Here is a 16,960-nt window from a genome sequence, read left to right as displayed (position 1 = left end):
GCAAAATGCACTTGATTCGTGGGCAGCTAAAGCATAAATCGCTATTTTGTTAGCTGAAATATTGAGTTTTCAAGGTACGAAGCCCATTTTGGGTATGGGAAGTCTTAGTTAATAATTATGATTCGATATCGTATACTTTATCTTCTCAATAACACCGCATTATTTATTGCTGCATTTTTCTCTTTTAGGGTATAAAATGATTCTTTCTCTCCGGTTTCTAAGTCATAACCTATAATTTCCGATTCATATGAAATATAATACACTTTACTATTTTGCATGGAAATCAGTTTATCTATCTCCAATTCCTCAAAGACAGTCGATTTCTGGGATTTTCCATTTTTCAGTTTGTACCAATCTCCTATTTGATAATAAATGTCACCAGAAGAATCTAATACAATTGCTGTCATATATCCCGCCTCTACATCTGCAATCTTCTGGATTCTTTCTGTTTCTAAATCCATCTCATAAATCGTATTCACACCAAAAGATTCTTCTCCCATATTATTTGCCATCTTCTCATCAAATTCCGACTGGGAATATGTATTGAATACAATTTTCTCTATATCAGAATTGTAATTCACCTGCCATACAAATGCATCCTCATCCTTCAGCATCCTGCATATTTCTCCATTTTCAAGCTTAAACAAGCCCATCGCCCTTGTTCCATTTTCAACAGCTACTAGATATACTCTATCTGCAAATGGGAAAATATAATTAACGGCAAATAAAGAATCTGTCAACCGGTTCCCGTTCAAACTTCCGCACTTCTTTCGATAAATCTCATCATCGCCTGCTCCATCTTCTCGGTATGTGTAATATACCTCATCCTTTGAATCTAAGTATACAGTCAAAGGATATTGGGAGGTGTAAGGAATCTTCGACTTTTCATCTATCGTCTTCGTCTCAAAATCAGAAATATAATTATAAGTATTCAACTTATTTCCTTCTTCTTTTGTGACGGTAAATGAAAAATAATAAGGTGATTTCTCTTTTTGCTTTTCCAGTTGTTCTTCTTCACTCTTCCCTTTCAGCACCTGCGACTTTGTACATCCAGGCAAAATTACCATACCTAAAATCATAAATAGCAGCATCTTCAAAAAATATCTTTTTTTCATAGTAAATTCCTTTTAATCATTTCTTATTTACAAATGCAGCACCCTGTCCTTAATCTCCTGTGTACGTCCCTGATTCCAGAACTGCGTTCCGATATATCCACAGGTTCTTCTTGCCACAAAGAGCTTATCCTGATTGGTATTACCACAGTTCGGGCATCTCCAGATCAGTTTTCCTGTCTCATCTTCTTCGATCTGGATCTCTCCGTCATATCCGCAGCATTCGCAGAAATCACTCTTGGTATTCAGTTCCGCGTACATAATATTGTCATAAATAAATTTCATAACTGTAAGAACTGCCGGAATGTTATTCTGCATGTTCGGAACTTCCACATAGCTGATTGCCCCGCCCGGTGATAATTTCTGGAAATCGGATTCGAATTTCAGCTTCTGGAATGCATCAATCTGTTCGGTTACATGAACATGGTAGCTGTTCGTAATATAATTCTTATCCGTCACACCCGGAATGATTCCAAACCGGCGCTGCAGGCATTTTGAAAAGCGGTAGGTTGTAGATTCCATCGGTGTTCCGTAAACAGAATAACTGATGTTTTCTGCCTCTTTCCACTCTTTACATTTATCATTCAGTCTCTGCATAACAGCCAGTGCAAATGGCTTCGCCTCCGGATCTGTATGTGATTTGCCGAGCATGCGCACACACATTTCATAAAGTCCTGCATAGCCCAGTGAAATCGTTGAATATCCGTTATAAAGCAGTTTGTCGATCTTCTCTCCCTTTTTCAGTCTGGCCAGTGCTCCATGCTGCCAGAGGATCGGAGCCACGTCTGAAACAGTACCAAGCAGACGTTCATGACGGCAGCGGAGCGCTCTGTGGCAAAGCTCCAGTCTCTCATCCAGGATTTCCCAGAATTTATCCATATCCCCTTCGGAAGAACATGCAACGTCTACAAGATTGATCGTCACAACTCCCTGATTAAATCTTCCGTAGTATTTGTGGCTTCCATCCGGATTGCGCTGAGAATCTTCTACCGTCAGGAAAGAACGGCATCCCATACAGGTGTACACATCGCCCTGCTTCAGTTCTCGCATCTTCTTTGCGGAAATGTAATCCGGAACCATACGTTTTGCGGTACATTTTGCTGCCAGTTCTGTCAGATACCAGTACTTGGATTCTTCTGTGATATTATCCTCATCCAGCACATAGATCAGTTTCGGGAAAGCCGGAGTGATCCAGACACCCTTCTCATTTTTAACTCCCTGCATACGCTGGATCAGTACTTCTTCAATGATCATCGCAAGGTCATCTCTGGTCTGTCCTTCCGGGACCTCATCCAGATACATGAACATAGTCACAAACGGTGCCTGTCCGTTACAGGTCATCAGCGTGATCAGCTGATACTGGATCGTCTGGATTCCGCTCTTCACTTCCTCACGGAGACGACGCTCTGTCACTTTTTTGATGATTCCTTCATCCAGTGATTCACCGGATTCCATTCTCTCCTCAATCACACTCTTACGGATTTTCTGACGGCTCACATCCACAAACGGTGCCAGATGAGACAGTGTAAATGACTGTCCGCCATACTGGTTGCTGGCTACCTGTGCTACGATCTGTGTGGTGACATTACAAGCAGTAAAAAAGCTGTGCGGTTTCTCAATCATCGTTTCGCTGATCACCGTTCCGTTCTGAAGCATATCCTCCAGGTTGATCAGATCACAGTTATGTTCCTTCTGTGCAAAATAATCCATATCATGGAAATGGATGATTCCTTCTTCATGTGCACGTACAATCTCTTCCGGCAAAAGGACACGGCGAGTCAGATCCTTACTTACTTCTCCTGCCATATAATCTCTCTGTGTCGAATTGATGACCGGATTCTTATTCGAATTTTCCTGCTTCACTTCTTCATTCATGTGTTCCAGAAGAGACAGAATTCCATTATCTGTAGTATTGGACTTACGAGTCAGTTCTCTCTTATAACGATAGCGCACGTACTTCTGCGCCACCTCATACCCACGCATCTCCATAATTCCGGTCTCTACCATATCTTGTATATCTTCCACATGAACAGCATGTGTCATCTCTTCTGCCTTCTGAGCAATGGTATCTGCGATCGCCAGAATCTGATGCTGATTCATCTGATGAATCGGTGCAATCTCCTGATTAGCCTTCTCAATCGCATTCACAATCTTAGTCTGATCAAATGATACTTCTTCCCCATTCCTCTTGATAACCCTTGTTTTTACTACTGTATCCATATATTTCTCCTTACCTTTAACCCCTATCAACATCTACCAAATGTTGCGTCACTTTTGCGTTTCTCCACTATATTTGGTGGCTACGTTATCTATCATACACCAATCCATGGCAAAATAAAAGAGCAAATCGCCATATTTTTAAAATTCTTCATTTCCACATTTTTTCAGAAAATTGCAACTCTTATCTTTGAATCAAAAATAATTTCTGCCAATTATATCGGTGTCTACCAACGTACATATACAACTCAAGAACTTCGAAATGAAATACATTATTTTCTGATTATCTTAATTCAGCTTAATGACCAAGCCGATATACTAGTATAGCGAATACAGCAACAAATTGAAAACAAAACGTAATACTCCCCAACCACTACGTTCTAAAACAAAATAATTACAGATTAGCACGTAAACCTCAACTTTCACTCCCATTATTTTTTTACTTCCCGGCACTCTATTTTCAAAGATATTGATTGACAGATATTACAAACTATGGTATAAGAATACAGTATGATTTCACGCAAATCAATTCAATACATAGGGGATTGGTCAAATGGTATGACAGGAGTCTCCAAAACTCTTAGCGGGAGTTCGATTCTCTCATCCCCTGTCAGATAAAGCACTAAATATGTTGCGGTTCAGCGTATTTAGTGCTTTTTTGATACAATGATTATTTTACTTTCTCTTACAAAAAAAGATCATTCACGTACTATCTCATTCGGGTTTGCCGGAATTCCTCTATGTTCCACAGAAGTTGAAAAAACTATAAGGGTTTTAGTTCTTCCAAAGCGTTGCAATTCACCGATAAACTTATCAAGCTCCACGGTGCTTGGAAATAATACTTCCAGCACCATAGAATACTCTCCGGTTACACAGTTGCATTCAACGACATTTAAGCATTCTTTGATATATGGATAAAATACACTTTTCTCTTCCGGAGGAACCTCAAGATTAATCAAAGCTTTGATATGGTAACCCAATGCAATAGGATTTACCTGTGCCTGATCCCCTGTGATATAACCTTCTTTTTCCATTTTTTCGATTCTTGCCGACACTGCAGGTACAGATAAATAAACATTTTCCGCAATCTCTTTAAGTGGAAGCTTGGCATTTTGTTGTAAGATATTTAAAATTGTGTGATCAACAGAATCTAATTCATGATTTTTCATAAGTTTTTGCCTCCAGTCGATTTTAAGTTCTGTAGTGTCTAATCCTTGTTATATCTTGGGAAAAGAAAAAAGATGTACTGCTTTTATAGCAAAGTACATCTTTGTGCAAATATTCGTTAATATTCTGTATGATAACATCCATCAATTATTCTGTCAATAAAGTATTTCCTTCATACTCTTTTTCACGAACACAATTTTTTTATCTAACAAACAAAAAAGCACTTAAATGTTACAAGTTCAACATTATCAGTGCTTTATCTGACAGGGGATGAGAGAATCGAACTCCCGCTAAGAGTTTTGGAGACTCCTGTCATACCATTTGACCAATCCCCTATATTCAATTATTTACCTCAAAAAAGGCTACTTGATATTTATATCATGAACAGACACTTTTGTCAATAATAATTTCCAAATTACCTATTTAGATTTTTATCTAAATAGATGTTGATTTTATGGTTTCTTCATGATATATTCTATTTAGAAATATTTCTAAATGCTTATACCAATTGGAGGTGATCATTTGGCGTTCGCAGATACGTTTAAAGCATTATCTGATCCGGTCCGCCGGGAGATCCTCGTCCTGCTTAAGGACGGCAAAAAGTCCGCCGGCGAGATTGCGGAAAATTTTGATATGACCAATGCTACAATTTCCTATCACTTATCACAACTCAAAAAAGCCGGACTGGTTTTCGAGTCCCGCTACAAGAATTACATTTATTATGAAATCAATGTATCCGTATTTGAAGAAATGATGCTTTGGTTTTCACAATTTGGAGGTGTTTCTGATGAAAAAAAATAAGACTCTGATCCTTACTACACTGCTCTGTCTGCTGCCCATGATTTTCTCCGCTGCAGTTTACACCCGTCTGCCGGAACAGATGGCGATACACTGGGGACCAAATAATGAGCCGAACGGATATGCACCGCGACTTATTGGTGCTTTCGGTCTTCCACTCCTGATGGCTGTTCTCAATATTGTTGTCCATGTAGGCCTGGATCATGACCCACGAAACAACAATTCCGCTCCCGCGATCAAATTACTTGGAAAATGGTGTATTCCTGTGCTTTCTTTAATCATGGTACCGGCATCCCTCCTTATCAATATGGGGCATGAGCTTCCCATCGATAAGATTGCCATGATTATGGTCGGAATTATCTTCACTATTTGCGGCAACTACCTTCCAAAATGCCGCCAGAATTACACCATAGGAATCAAGATTCCATGGACTCTCGCCAGCGAGGAAAACTGGAATAAGACACACCATCTCGCAGGATATCTCTGGATCATCGGAGGAATTCTTATGATATTCTTCGGACTTTTCGGATTTCCGATTCTCACCGTATTGCTCCTGATTCCTCTGGCAGTGGTTCCTATGATCTTTTCTTTTGTTCTTTACAAAAAAGGCGATTAATCTGCAAGAAGAAATACAAGATGAAATCCATCTGGATATCTTACCCGGCAGATGTTATACTTGAGTCATGAAACTAAAAATAAAGGCAGGAATAAAATCATGATTATTTGCGCAAAACATCTCATTACCGGCGATGGCAAGACGGTACTGGAAGATAAAGCCGTTGCTGTTGAAAATGGAACGATCCGAAAAATCGGGCCGAAAGAAGCACTCATCGCGGAATTTCCGGAAAAAGAAGTGAAGGACTATGGCGATGCCACCCTTTTACCGGGGCTTTGCGATATGCACGTGCATCTCGGCTACTGGTTCTCACAGCCGGACAGCTTCAATTACAATGACCAACTGATCACGTTATTTGCTCTGCAGCACGCACAGGCCGCATTTGAGCGCGGTATCACCAGCGTGCGTGATATGACTTCCGCGCGGAAGCTCTGTGCAACCCTGAATCTCGCGGCAGAGAAAGGATTTATCACAATTCCGAGAATCACACATGTCGACAACGGTATGTGCATGACAGGCGGGCACGGATGGGACGATGATATTGCCCAGGTAGACGGGCCATGGGAGATTCGCAAGGAGATCCGCCGTCAGGTTCGTGACGGAGCACAATGGATCAAGATCCTCACCACACATCGCAGCAGTACTCCCGAGTATACGCAGGAAGAGTTAAATGCTGCCGCTGACGAATGTCACAGAAGAGGGATCAAATGTGGAATCCACGCCGGAACACAGCCGGGCATTCAGATGAGCATCGACGCCGGATTTGATACCATCGAACACGGAACCTTTTTAACCTACGAGCAGGTACAGCAGATGGCAGAGAAGGGAATCGCCTGGACTCCAACCATCATGGCCTATACTTATTTATATGAAATCACGAAAAAGAATCTGGAAGAAAATGCAGGCAAACCGGTAAATGATCCGGTCATGCAGAAGGAAATGGCAAACTGGGAATATTTTGAACCTGCCTACAAAGCTTACAGGGATAATTTCAAAAAATTCTATGATACCGGTGTCACGGTTCTTGCCGGAACCGACATGGTCGTTTACGGCTCACCACTACTGCCTCTTCCAAGAGAACTTCAGTATATGGTGGAATACGGAATCACTCCGTTACAGGCCATTCAAACTGCAACTTCGAATCCCGCCAAAGTACTCGGCTTTGAAAACCAGCGCGGCCTCATTAAAGAAGGACTTGACGCAGACCTTCTGGTCGTAAGTGGAGATGCAAGCAAAGATATCACCTGTCTGAACGATGTGAAGTTCGTCACCCTGGGCGGTAAACGTGTTTTTGAAAATGGAATCCGTTATGTAGGGACTGCCAATACATTTATGTAATTCCATTTTTACTGATAAATAAAGAAAGAATGGCGGTGTAATTGAGGATATTTACACCGCCATTCTCCTCTCGTTTTTCTTTTCCCTTCATTTTACGGAAAAATCCCTTTCATTTTTTCCGCAAATACCAGCTTTCTCAATGCTACAATATAAGCCGCCATTCTGAAATTGCAATGACATTCTTCTGTAACATTCAAAATTTCTTGAAAAGATTTTGACATCAGTTTTTCAAGCATTTCATTTACCTGATCTCGTTCCCATGTCAGTTCCTGAATATTCTGAACCCATTCAAAATAAGAGACAATGACTCCTCCGCTGTTTGCAAAGATGTCCGGAATCAAGGTGATTCCCCGTTTTTCCAACACATCATCTGCCCCTTCTGTTGTCGGGCCATTTGCCGCCTCCACAATACAGCCACACTGCAATTTTCCAGCATTTGCTTCTGTAATCTGATTTTCCAGCGCAGCCGGTACCAAAACATCGCATTTACATGTCAGCACCTCTTCATTTGTAATATGTGTAACTCCAGGTGCACCGTAGTCCTTCAGTAATTTCCCACCCTGATTCAAATAGAGTGAAATCGCATCAATGTCCAATCCCTCCTCACAGTAAAGTCCGCCTGATACATCACTGATGGCAATGACTTTTGCTTTCCTGTGATAGAAGATTCTTGCTGCATTGGCACCGACATTTCCCATTCCCTGTATTGCCACAGTCGTTCCTTCCAATGTCTTTCCTTCCAGAGTAAGCAGCAGTTTCGCACTGATAACAACTCCTCTTCCTGTTGCTGAATTTCTTCCTCTTGATCCTCCAAGTTCAACCGGCTTTCCGGTTACAACTCCCGGGCACGGATGTCCTTTTAACTGACTGTATGTGTCCAGAACCCATGCCATGGTCTGTGGATTGGTATTCACATCAGGAGCCGGAATATCTGTATCCGCGCCAATAATTGGTGCTATTGCAAATATATATCGCCTGGTAAGTCTTCGCAATTCTCTCTCCGATAAAGTTCCCGGATCAACCTGAATGCCGCCCTTCGCCCCACCGTATGGAATATCTGCCACTGCACACTTCAGGGTCATCCACGTTGCAAGTGCCTTCACCTCGTTCAAATCACAGGTCTGGTGATATCGAATGCCTCCTTTGAACGGTCCGCGTATATTGGAATGCTGAACTCGATATCCTTCAAACACTCTAACACTCCCATCATCCATCTCAATCGGAAGATATACTTTGGTTTCCCGCTGTGGATTTTTCAGAATCTCAAACATAGACTGGTCAATATGACCAATTTCCATTGCTTTTGTCATAGTATGAATTACGTTTGTATATGGGTCATAAGCCTGTGCCATTTTATTCTCTCCTTGGCTGCTGATTGGTTGTGCGCATCAACTGAATGCAATGGTAGAACGAAACCCTCCAGAAGTCAATACGCCTTGGCTAAGACAAGAATATTTCTTTTTTTCTGTTTATACACTTAAATTTCGAAAGACAACCCGGCTTATACTTAAAAGAATAAAGTATTTAACTTCTCAGACTGATTCTGTCGATCTCAGCCAGTTCATTTTCCGTAAATCCCGTCTGATTGATTATTCCTACATTCTCTTCAATCTGCTCCGGACTCGATGCACCGATCAGCACACTCGTCACGTCCTCATCCTTCAGTACCCAGCTCAGTGCCATCTGCGCGAGAGTCTGTCCTCTTCCGGCAGCGATCTCATTCAGCGCCCTGATCTGTTCCAGTCGCTCCGGTGTGAGTGCCGCCTCTGTCAGAAACCGTCCGTCAGCGCGAATACGGCTGTTTTCCGGAATACCGTTCAGATAACGGTCTGTCAGAAGTCCCTGGGCAAGCGGGCTGAATGCAATAATACCTTTCCGCATTCTTTTCGCCGTTTTCTTCAGGCCATTTAATTCAATCGTACGGTCAAAAATAGAATAGCGGTTCTGATTGATCACAAACGGGCACTTAAGCTCCTCCAGAATTTCCACCGCTCTCGCCATCGTCGGTCCGTCATAATTCGAAATCCCTGCATAGAGTGCCTTACCGCTTTTAACGATCGTATTCAACGCTTCCATCGTCTCTTCCAACGGCGTTTTCGGATCCATCCTGTGATGATAAAAAATGTCTACATACTCCAGTCCCATGCGTCTGAGGCTTTGATCTACACTTGCAATCAGGTACTTACGGCTTCCCCCGTCGCCATAAGGCCCTTCCCACATCTTATATCCCGCTTTGGTACTGATGATAAGTTCATCCCGGTATGGATACAAGTCTTCATGCAGGATCTTCCCGAAATTATATTCAGCACTTCCAATCTCAGGCCCATAATTATTTGCCAAATCAAAATGCGTGATGCCAAGATCAAATGCCTTGAAACACATCGCTTTCATATTGTCCATGCTGGCATTGCTTCCAAAATTGTGCCATAAGCCAAGAGAAACCATCGGAAGCATCAAGCCACTCTTTCCGCACCTGTTGTATTTCATAATCTGATATCGTTCTTCATTTGCCATATATGCCATACTCATTCCTCCTTCAATCCGTTTCTGTAAATTCAGTCAGCATATAAAATGCACAAACAACGTTATCATATCGCTTTTTCTTCCGAAAGTCCAGCTTTGACGCTTCTTTTCGCAAATACTTTCACATATATTTTCTTAAAAATATACTTTGGAGTTATTATGCTTTCCAAATCACTTATAAAGCGTTCTCTCCTTGTCTGCTCTATTCTTTGCCTTTCTTTCCTCACAGGCATCGGAGCCGCCAGACTGAAAGAGCTATATTTTCCCGAAACTGTCACCACCTCTTCCGAAGGAAACTGGGGACTGAGTTTTCAGGAAGAAGGAGAACCGCCCGTAGCCAATGCTACATATGACGAACTTGCCGTTTACGACGCATATTACGCTGAAAATACGGACGAAAAAGTCATATACCTTACCTTCGATGCCGGTTATGAAAATGGAAACACCGCGCCGATTCTCGATGCACTCAAAAAGCACCAGGTCCCCGCTACTTTCTTCGTTGTCGGTACTTATCTGGAAAATAATAAGGATTTGATTCTTCGAATGACAGAAGAAGGGCACACCGTTGGAAATCATACATATCATCATAAAGATATGTCCCAGATTTCCTCAAAAGAAGCCTTTGCCGAAGAAGTGCAATCCGTAGAAGAATTGTATAAAGAAATCACAGGCGAAGAAATGACCAAATACTACAGACCCCCACAGGGGAAATACAGCGAGAGCAATCTTCAGATGGCCAAAGATATGGGCTACAAAACATTTTTCTGGAGTCTCGCCTACGTAGACTGGTATGAAAATCAACAACCGTCAAAAGAAGACGCTTTCGACAAGCTCCTTTCCCGCATTCATCCGGGTGCAATCGTGCTCCTGCACAGCACTTCTTCCACCAATGCCCAGATTCTCGATGAACTCCTGACAAAATGGGAAGAAATGGGATACTCCTTCAAATCACTGGAAGATTTGATATCTTCTTCAGCTTAAAAGGCAATAATACAGTATGAACAGAAAACTGCCAAAAGGGACGCGGCACATAGAATGCCTCGTCCCTTTTGGTGAGTTACCAGAGGGCTATATGATTAATTATGTCAATTATCCAAGGAAGCCAAATACGTTCAAAAGAACGATAACCATAAACAACGGAATAACTACTACTGTGAGAGCCTTATCAAATTTACTTAACTTGTGGTCGGTGTTCTTATATAATTCTTTCTCATACCCTTCAAATCCCCAGATTTTCGCAACGAAAATACAGGTAAGTAAGCAGCCAAGAGGAAGTAATAAGTAACCGGTGAAGCAGTCAAGCCAGTCATACAGACCGTACATCTCAATACCCTGGAAGCTCGGCCACGGAAGCTTGAAGTTAGAAAGTGGACCAAATCCAAGAGATACAAAAATGTTACCAATAAGTACGATGATTGCAAATACGATGATACCTTTCTTACGTCCCATTTTCAATTTTTCTTCGAATGTTCTGATAGAAATCTCAAAGAATGTGAACAAAGAAGAAAGTACTGCAAATGCTACGCCAATAAAGAAAGCTGAACCGATCAGTCTTCCGCCCGGAAGCTTACCGTAGATACCTGCCATAACGTCGAACAGCAGAGCCGGTCCCTTAGAAACTTCCATTCCTCCTGCAAACGCAGTAGGAATAACTACAAAACCGGCAAGGATCGCTGCCATTGTATCACAAACGCTGACCAAAATAGCATCGCTCTTCAGATTATTGGAATCCGGAATGTTTGCACCTAAAGTCGTAAAGATACCCCAGCCAATACCAACTGAGAACAGTACCTGAGTCGCCGCATCAGCAAATACCTTAAAGTTGAAATTCTTGAAATCCGGGAGCAGATAGTACTTAAGTCCTTCTACTGCACCTGGTGTAACCGCACATGCATAAACGGCACAGAAAATCAGAATTACAAACAGTGCAGGCATAATGACTTTCGTAACTTTTTCAACAATTTCCGTAATACCAAACAGTAACAAAAAGCAAGTAAAAGCGAGCAGAATTGTTGACCAGATCAAAGGTTCAACCGGTTCACTGATAAAGCCATTAAAGAAAGAACTTGTGTCTTCACCGAAATCACCGCTGAAAATAAACTGTGCCGCGTATTTCAGTACCCAGCCGCCTACTACTACGTAGAACATATTGATACCGATCGTACAGATATTTGCGATCCAGCCTACAAATCCCCATTTTTTATTAATCTTCTCGTATACAGTAACCGTGTCGGATTTTCCGAAACGACCGATTGCCGTTTCCATCTCTACCATCGGATGTGCCATCAGGATGATGATAATAATATATGTAATCAGGAAAATACCGCCGCCGCCTCTGTAAGCCAGATATGGGAATTTCCAAATGTTACCGAGTCCAATGGCCGCCCCCGCCGCAACCATGATATATCCGAACCTTGAATTCCATTGTGCAGGCTGTCCGTTATTATTATTGCTCATAAAACACTCTCCTTCCATGAGAAATTATTATTCTCATTTTGTGTCAGATATGTTATGATATATCTGTTGGGCTTTGTTACCGGCAAAGCCCAATAATTGTAAATTACTTAACACCTTTAGGCGCAGCCCGTTCCGGGCTACGTCTAAAGGCACACAATATTCTATTGTATTAAATGTCTTTTTCAAAAACAGTCTGATCCGTAACCGGAGTCTGAAGCGCTTTCAGTGCTCTTCTAACCAATCTTTCACGAATCTTCTTAGAATCACCTTCACCCTGTGTAGGATCTCCTAACGGATATGGAATACCTACGCCCGGGATAATTCTGTTCGCACCGATTGTCTTGGAAATCGGAACTACTGTAGCCATATGAACGACCGGAATACCGTATTTTTCAATACCTTTAACCATCGTTGCACCGCAACGTGTACAGGTACCTCATGTGCTGACGAGGATAACACCGTCAACATGATCCTCGATAAATTTCTGTCCGATCGCATCACCAAATTTTGCAGCAGATCCTGTCGCTGTACCGGTACCGGTTGTGGTACAGAAGTAATTCAACAGTTCTCCGAATTCTCCTGCTTTTTCCAGTTCGCGCATAACATCAAGCGGAACTACCAGGTTCGGATTCGCCATAACGAACTGTCTGTCGTATCCTCCGTGGATAGTTGTGAAATCATCCGGTGACATGCTGTCCATACCTTCAATTGAATAAGTGCCGAACTTGGTTGCATTGGAGGATTCGATATGATCCGGGTTGCCCTGTGGAACGATACCACCGGAAGTAACCAGAGCGATTTTAGCATGTTTTATATCTTTGATCGGTTCTGCAGGCGGTACACGGTCAAATTTCGGCATCGGAAGATCTGTTTCAAACGGCTCTCCTGCCATCTTCTTGATCAGCATATTCATACCACGTGTAGCTCCTCTTTCCTCCGCAAAGTAGTTTACACGGATTCCTCTCTCCAGATATCCTTCAATCTTCGGTCCAAGGATCTCCTCACCTGTCGCCATCTTCTGAATCAGATTGACAAACTTCGGAACTGCTTTTCTCATCGTAGCTGCTGAGTTACCCGTCTCAACAAGGATCACGTCCTTCTTGAACATATCAGCCCCCGGGTTTTCAATATACATACCGGAAAGTACCGGAATACCAAGTCTTTCTTCAATTGCCTTACAAATTGTTCCACAAGCAACTCCATAACGCCCGGCGTTGAATGCCGGTCCTGCTACAAATACGTCCGGTTCATATTTCTTAACCATCTCTACGATCGTATCAGTTGCCGCATCAAGATTTTCTCCAAAGTAGTTGTCACCACAGATAACGGTTGCAACGATTTCATAATCTTCTCCAAGACCTGATGCAAGTGCCTGTCCGGGTCCAATGATCTCTTCTCTTACTTCTGGCTGATAATCTGCTTTATCTTCTCCACCAATTCCGGCAAAGAACTGGTTGAGGTAATGAACTATTCTATATTTTGCCATAACTGCTGATCCCCCTTTCTTAGTATCCTCTTGCTGCCAGCTTGTTAAAGCCGTTTGCAATCGTAGATGCAATGATGATCTGAATCTCTGCTTCGAATGAACCGTCTTCGTTAATACACCCAGCCCATCCGCCAATCTGGCTCTCGATATACTCCTGAGTGCCAATTACCTTGTCCATTGCCGGGAACTGAAGAGTCATATTTCCCTGTCCGCAAGATGCAAGTGCCGTAGCTTCATCACATGTGTCGGCAAGTGACTGAGATTTACCATCTTTTCCTGGGAATTCGTCTGTAATCAAAACAACTTTTGTACCCTTACGTTCTACCTTGCGGCAGTTCATCATAAGGTCTGTATCCGGGTTACCATATCCTTCTTCCGTGATCAGAACACCGTCGAGTCCCATCCACTCGCAAAGCTTGGCTACCATATCGGAATGTCTTTCCTTATCTGCAAGGAAAACGTTCTCATTTGTCAGGATAACGCCCATGAAGTTGATATCCTTTCCATGGTGCTTGTAACATTCGTCGATAACCGGATTGTGTAAATGATGATAGGTTGTAACCTTGTCACATGGAGCAACGCAGTTACCGGAAACGATTGCTCCGTCCATGATCTCTGTCGGATACATAAATGTTGGAACAAACTGTTTCGCATCTACGCCATAATAGTAGGTATCATGAAGCAGTCCCTGTGACTGAAGCATATGAATATAACCTACCTTCGGCAGATCCGGATACTCGGCAGCCTGTTCGAAAATCGGCTTGGTTTCGTAAGTTTCCAGCGTGTCTGGTTCAACATTTCTTCCAGCTTCTCCGATATAGGTAGCAACCTTAAGTCCTGCCATACGTCCTGCCTTTTCATAAACGTGTGTCTCAAGCCCTTCTTTCGGTTCAATTACTACACAGAGATTAACAGTTTTAGAGAACGGGCAGTAATCAGCTGCAACGCCACTCATATCGATAACACCTTCCTGGAATCCAACGATTCTTCCGACAGTTACAACGCAACATCCGTCCAGTGCATGTGTTCTTCCTTCTCCAACAGGCGGTGTAACTTTTCCGATAACCCCCGGAAACATCTCTCCGCCGCTGACCTTCACACGCGGCTCAATAACGTCCTTAACCGGAGTGATTCTCGTTGAATCTCCTGGCCTTGCGATATCCAAGTGGCATCCTATCAATTTGTCATCTTCAAGAACCAATGATTCTACTTCTTCTTTGTTTACATAGAGTACATGATCCTCAATGTAGGTTCTGTCAGCAAATTGGATATCATTAATTTCAATTTTACCAAGTTCCAATTTCATATTAGGTCCCTCCTTTAAAATTTGTAATCGCGATAACTTAAGGGTAAAAAAAAAGTGTTCCGTACCTTATTACCGCTTACCTTATGCCCACATTATACAACTTATCGCGATAACATTCAAGCTTTTTTATAGATATTATTGATATATTTATATTTTCTATGAATAATCGCTCACAATTCTGCACATACTAAGCATTTTAATTTGCATCCCAATAGTGCATTTTTTCCATATAACGCAAAAGACACAGCCTACGTAATAACGCTGTGTCTTCCTATAATTTATATGTTCTTTTTCGTTGAATAATATCCGTTATACCCTTTTAGATCTTTAGCCAATTTCATGACAATCATATCTACATCGGAAATAAATTCCCGCACTCTTCCCTCGATCTGCTCTTCTCGAATACCATCATCAAGAATCGTTTTCAAATATCCCTTATAGGTCATACAGACCACACGATTCAACTGAATTGCTTCATAATAATTAATCGCATTTGCGCGTATGCATCTTCTGCACATCCGGAAATCTCTTCCTACAAAACTAGGAGCATACAGCATCTCTGCAAAAATATGATTTGCATCCTCGATATCCTCAGGGAACATTTCGTAATACTCTTTAAATACCTTCTGCAGTTTCATGTTAGAATACTTAAAAAACAGCAAATCATATGCCTCAGGTTTTTGAAATGCTTCTCTTGCATAGCAATCCCATACCCCCACATAAATATCCCATACATTTTTCCATCTTTTTTCACTTGCATTTAATCTCTTAATATAACCTTGCAATTCCCTCAACTCAGCATAAAATAATAATTCAGTCAGATTGCCGAAATACCGGTACATGCTTGCTGAGGAGCATCCCATTTCCTTAGCGATTCTTCGGATAGATACTGCCGCAATTCCTTCATTTTGTATAATCTCGTATGCCTTTTCAATGTAGTCTCGCTTAGATAATCCTTTAAAATAATTACTCTTCGTCTGTTGCTCCATGTTACGCAGACTCTACCTTTCTTATTCTATTGTAAATCTCTCACAAAGCAGATCCTCTGATTCTGCCCGCACTACTTACTTTTGAGCACAGCCATACTTACAGCCGTGTTTTCAATTACGAAATTCTGGGGATTATATTCTCGATCACAGACAGATCAATTGTCTTAAAATCATTTGCCACTTTTTCTGCGTAATTCTTCGGTGTCGGTGCAATTTCCTGCCATTGTCTGTATGTTTCGATACACTTCTCGATCAGCATGATATCCTTCATGTTATCTTCTTCTCCCTTCGGATAAACAACAACAGAACGATACGGCGTCTGATTCGGTTTCAGGCTGGAAGCCTGTGGATGCGTCAACAGAATATGACGATTGTAAACCATATCCCGTGTTTTAATCAACACATCTTCATAACTATCTAAAAGAATCACCTGCATTTCTTTTTTATACTTCTCATAAACCCTATCATTATTCGTAATAATAATAGCCTTATCCGGATTCCACATGGTCATCCCTGCCTCTCATTTTTATTCTAAATTATTATAATATCTTATATCTACGCGACTTTATTAATTATAAATTCCGCAACAAAAAAAGTCAATTTATTATCAAATTCCTATATGGAAAAAAACTGCAAACCTTGTCACCAAAGTCTGCAGCTATCTCTTTTTATGTACCTTCAAAACCACATACAAAGTTTTATCTCTCCATCCATTTCTTTCCTATCCTACCATTTCAAACTTACTTTCCGCGGAAACCATTCCTGTAAGATCCGCTCCGGATGCAAGCATCCTCCCCGTCTCTTCCACTCATGCTTTTCCGCTTCTTGCCTGTTTGCTCAGGTTATGCCCTCGACCGATTAGTAACAGTCAGCTCCATGCATTACTGCACTTCCACCTCTGCCCTATCTACCTCGTCGTCTTCAAGGGGTCTTACTACTTTCGTAGGGATA

At 41.8% G+C, this 16,960-nt stretch carries 14 protein-coding genes, 2 tRNA genes and 1 rRNA gene; 5 read left to right on the top strand and 12 right to left on the bottom strand.

Annotated features, from left to right (window positions below; translation table 11 throughout):
• Nucleotides 1–137: 137 nt before the first annotated feature.
• Together ACTNBF_RS15075 and nrdD are read right to left on the bottom strand one after the other, a co-directional pair.
• Nucleotides 138–1,115 (bottom strand): hypothetical protein, encoded by a 978-nt coding sequence (locus tag ACTNBF_RS15075; RefSeq protein WP_441049574.1) that lies wholly within the window; start codon nucleotides 1,113–1,115, stop codon nucleotides 138–140.
• A gap of 27 nt (nucleotides 1,116–1,142) precedes the next feature.
• Entirely contained in the window at nucleotides 1,143–3,332 is a 2,190-nt protein-coding gene (gene nrdD, locus ACTNBF_RS15070; protein WP_441089589.1) for an anaerobic ribonucleoside-triphosphate reductase, read from the bottom strand.
• Nucleotides 3,333–3,868: 536 nt separating this feature from the next.
• On the opposite strand from nrdD, the gene ACTNBF_RS15065 reads away from it, so the two are divergent.
• Nucleotides 3,869–3,939 (top strand) — tRNA-Trp (locus ACTNBF_RS15065).
• 88 nt (nucleotides 3,940–4,027) lie between these two features.
• Here ACTNBF_RS15065 and ACTNBF_RS15060 read toward each other — a convergent pair.
• Entirely contained in the window at nucleotides 4,028–4,498 is a 471-nt protein-coding gene (locus ACTNBF_RS15060) for an Lrp/AsnC family transcriptional regulator (RefSeq protein ID WP_441028399.1), read from the bottom strand.
• A 262-nt stretch (nucleotides 4,499–4,760) separates the two neighbouring features.
• A tRNA-Trp gene (locus ACTNBF_RS15055) sits at nucleotides 4,761–4,831 on the bottom strand.
• A 187-nt stretch (nucleotides 4,832–5,018) separates the two neighbouring features.
• Between ACTNBF_RS15055 and ACTNBF_RS15050 the strand changes: the two genes are divergently transcribed.
• The 3 genes from ACTNBF_RS15050 (at nucleotide 5,019) to ACTNBF_RS15040 (ending at nucleotide 7,248) form a co-directional block, all read left to right on the top strand.
• A complete protein-coding gene (locus tag ACTNBF_RS15050) occupies nucleotides 5,019–5,297 on the top strand; it encodes an autorepressor SdpR family transcription factor (protein ID WP_427807432.1) in 279 nt (92 codons plus the stop codon).
• The gene (locus ACTNBF_RS15045; RefSeq protein WP_441027118.1) at nucleotides 5,284–5,910 is read left to right on the top strand and encodes an SdpI family protein; all 627 of its coding nucleotides are present in this window, start codon (nucleotides 5,284–5,286) and stop codon (nucleotides 5,908–5,910) included. The genes ACTNBF_RS15050 and ACTNBF_RS15045 overlap by 14 nt, the downstream gene beginning before the upstream one ends.
• Before the next feature lie 99 nt (nucleotides 5,911–6,009).
• The gene (locus ACTNBF_RS15040) at nucleotides 6,010–7,248 is read left to right on the top strand and encodes an amidohydrolase family protein (protein WP_441089588.1); all 1,239 of its coding nucleotides are present in this window, start codon (nucleotides 6,010–6,012) and stop codon (nucleotides 7,246–7,248) included.
• 92 nt (nucleotides 7,249–7,340) lie between these two features.
• On the opposite strand, the gene ACTNBF_RS15035 is transcribed toward ACTNBF_RS15040, so the two are convergent.
• Both ACTNBF_RS15035 and mgrA read right to left on the bottom strand, forming a co-directional pair.
• Nucleotides 7,341–8,600, bottom strand: coding sequence for a Glu/Leu/Phe/Val family dehydrogenase (locus ACTNBF_RS15035; protein WP_441089587.1), 1,260 nt, complete (start codon nucleotides 8,598–8,600; stop codon nucleotides 7,341–7,343).
• A gap of 172 nt (nucleotides 8,601–8,772) precedes the next feature.
• Entirely contained in the window at nucleotides 8,773–9,771 is a 999-nt protein-coding gene (gene mgrA, locus ACTNBF_RS15030; RefSeq protein WP_427807438.1) for an L-glyceraldehyde 3-phosphate reductase, read from the bottom strand.
• A 159-nt stretch (nucleotides 9,772–9,930) separates the two neighbouring features.
• On the opposite strand from mgrA, the gene pdaA reads away from it, so the two are divergent.
• A complete protein-coding gene (gene pdaA / locus ACTNBF_RS15025; RefSeq protein WP_441019056.1) occupies nucleotides 9,931–10,752 on the top strand; it encodes a delta-lactam-biosynthetic de-N-acetylase in 822 nt (273 codons plus the stop codon).
• A 108-nt stretch (nucleotides 10,753–10,860) separates the two neighbouring features.
• Here the strand turns inward: pdaA and ACTNBF_RS15020 are convergent, their stop codons facing one another.
• The 6 genes from ACTNBF_RS15020 to ACTNBF_RS14995 form a co-directional block, all read right to left on the bottom strand.
• On the bottom strand, nucleotides 10,861–12,228 hold the full coding sequence (locus tag ACTNBF_RS15020; RefSeq protein WP_427820881.1) for a sodium-dependent transporter: 1,368 nt from the start codon (nucleotides 12,226–12,228) through the stop codon (nucleotides 10,861–10,863).
• Nucleotides 12,229–12,397: 169 nt separating this feature from the next.
• Nucleotides 12,398–13,714 (bottom strand): sarcosine reductase complex component B subunit beta, encoded by a 1,317-nt coding sequence (grdF, locus tag ACTNBF_RS15015; protein WP_427820880.1) that lies wholly within the window; start codon nucleotides 13,712–13,714, stop codon nucleotides 12,398–12,400.
• A gap of 19 nt (nucleotides 13,715–13,733) precedes the next feature.
• Nucleotides 13,734–15,020 carry a sarcosine reductase complex component B subunit alpha gene (grdG, locus tag ACTNBF_RS15010; RefSeq protein ID WP_441089586.1) on the bottom strand — a complete coding sequence of 429 codons (1,287 nt, stop codon included), beginning with the start codon at nucleotides 15,018–15,020 and terminating at the stop codon, nucleotides 13,734–13,736.
• 278 nt (nucleotides 15,021–15,298) lie between these two features.
• On the bottom strand, nucleotides 15,299–16,009 hold the full coding sequence (locus tag ACTNBF_RS15005) for a TetR/AcrR family transcriptional regulator (RefSeq protein WP_427807447.1): 711 nt from the start codon (nucleotides 16,007–16,009) through the stop codon (nucleotides 15,299–15,301).
• A gap of 115 nt (nucleotides 16,010–16,124) precedes the next feature.
• The gene (locus tag ACTNBF_RS15000; RefSeq protein WP_427820883.1) at nucleotides 16,125–16,514 is read right to left on the bottom strand and encodes a GrdX family protein; all 390 of its coding nucleotides are present in this window, start codon (nucleotides 16,512–16,514) and stop codon (nucleotides 16,125–16,127) included.
• 333 nt (nucleotides 16,515–16,847) lie between these two features.
• A 23S ribosomal RNA gene (locus ACTNBF_RS14995) occupies nucleotides 16,848–16,960 on the bottom strand; the annotation flags it as partial.

It is taken from the genome of Bariatricus sp. HCP28S3_A4 (assembly GCF_052066395.1).
Taxonomy (GTDB): Bacteria; Bacillota; Clostridia; order Lachnospirales; family Lachnospiraceae; genus Allocoprococcus.
This window is presented reverse-complemented; position numbering and strand designations above follow the sequence as displayed.

Excerpts from the sequence above, each read along its gene's own strand:
- ACTNBF_RS15075 (WP_441049574.1), bottom strand. The coding sequence starts at position 1,115 with ATGAAAAAAAGATATTTTTTGAAGATGCTGCTATTTATGATTTTAGGT.
- nrdD (WP_441089589.1), bottom strand. The coding sequence starts at position 3,332 with ATGGATACAGTAGTAAAAACAAGGGTTATCAAGAGGAATGGGGAAGAA.
- ACTNBF_RS15060 (WP_441028399.1), bottom strand. The coding sequence starts at position 4,498 with ATGAAAAATCATGAATTAGATTCTGTTGATCACACAATTTTAAATATC.
- ACTNBF_RS15045 (WP_441027118.1), top strand. The coding sequence starts at position 5,284 with ATGAAAAAAAATAAGACTCTGATCCTTACTACACTGCTCTGTCTGCTG.
- ACTNBF_RS15040 (WP_441089588.1), top strand. The coding sequence starts at position 6,010 with ATGATTATTTGCGCAAAACATCTCATTACCGGCGATGGCAAGACGGTA.
- ACTNBF_RS15035 (WP_441089587.1), bottom strand. The coding sequence starts at position 8,600 with ATGGCACAGGCTTATGACCCATATACAAACGTAATTCATACTATGACA.
- mgrA (WP_427807438.1), bottom strand. The coding sequence starts at position 9,771 with ATGGCATATATGGCAAATGAAGAACGATATCAGATTATGAAATACAAC.
- pdaA (WP_441019056.1), top strand. The coding sequence starts at position 9,931 with ATGCTTTCCAAATCACTTATAAAGCGTTCTCTCCTTGTCTGCTCTATT.
- ACTNBF_RS15020 (WP_427820881.1), bottom strand. The coding sequence starts at position 12,228 with ATGAGCAATAATAATAACGGACAGCCTGCACAATGGAATTCAAGGTTC.
- grdG (WP_441089586.1), bottom strand. The coding sequence starts at position 15,020 with ATGAAATTGGAACTTGGTAAAATTGAAATTAATGATATCCAATTTGCT.
- ACTNBF_RS15005 (WP_427807447.1), bottom strand. The coding sequence starts at position 16,009 with ATGGAGCAACAGACGAAGAGTAATTATTTTAAAGGATTATCTAAGCGA.
- ACTNBF_RS15000 (WP_427820883.1), bottom strand. The coding sequence starts at position 16,514 with ATGTGGAATCCGGATAAGGCTATTATTATTACGAATAATGATAGGGTT.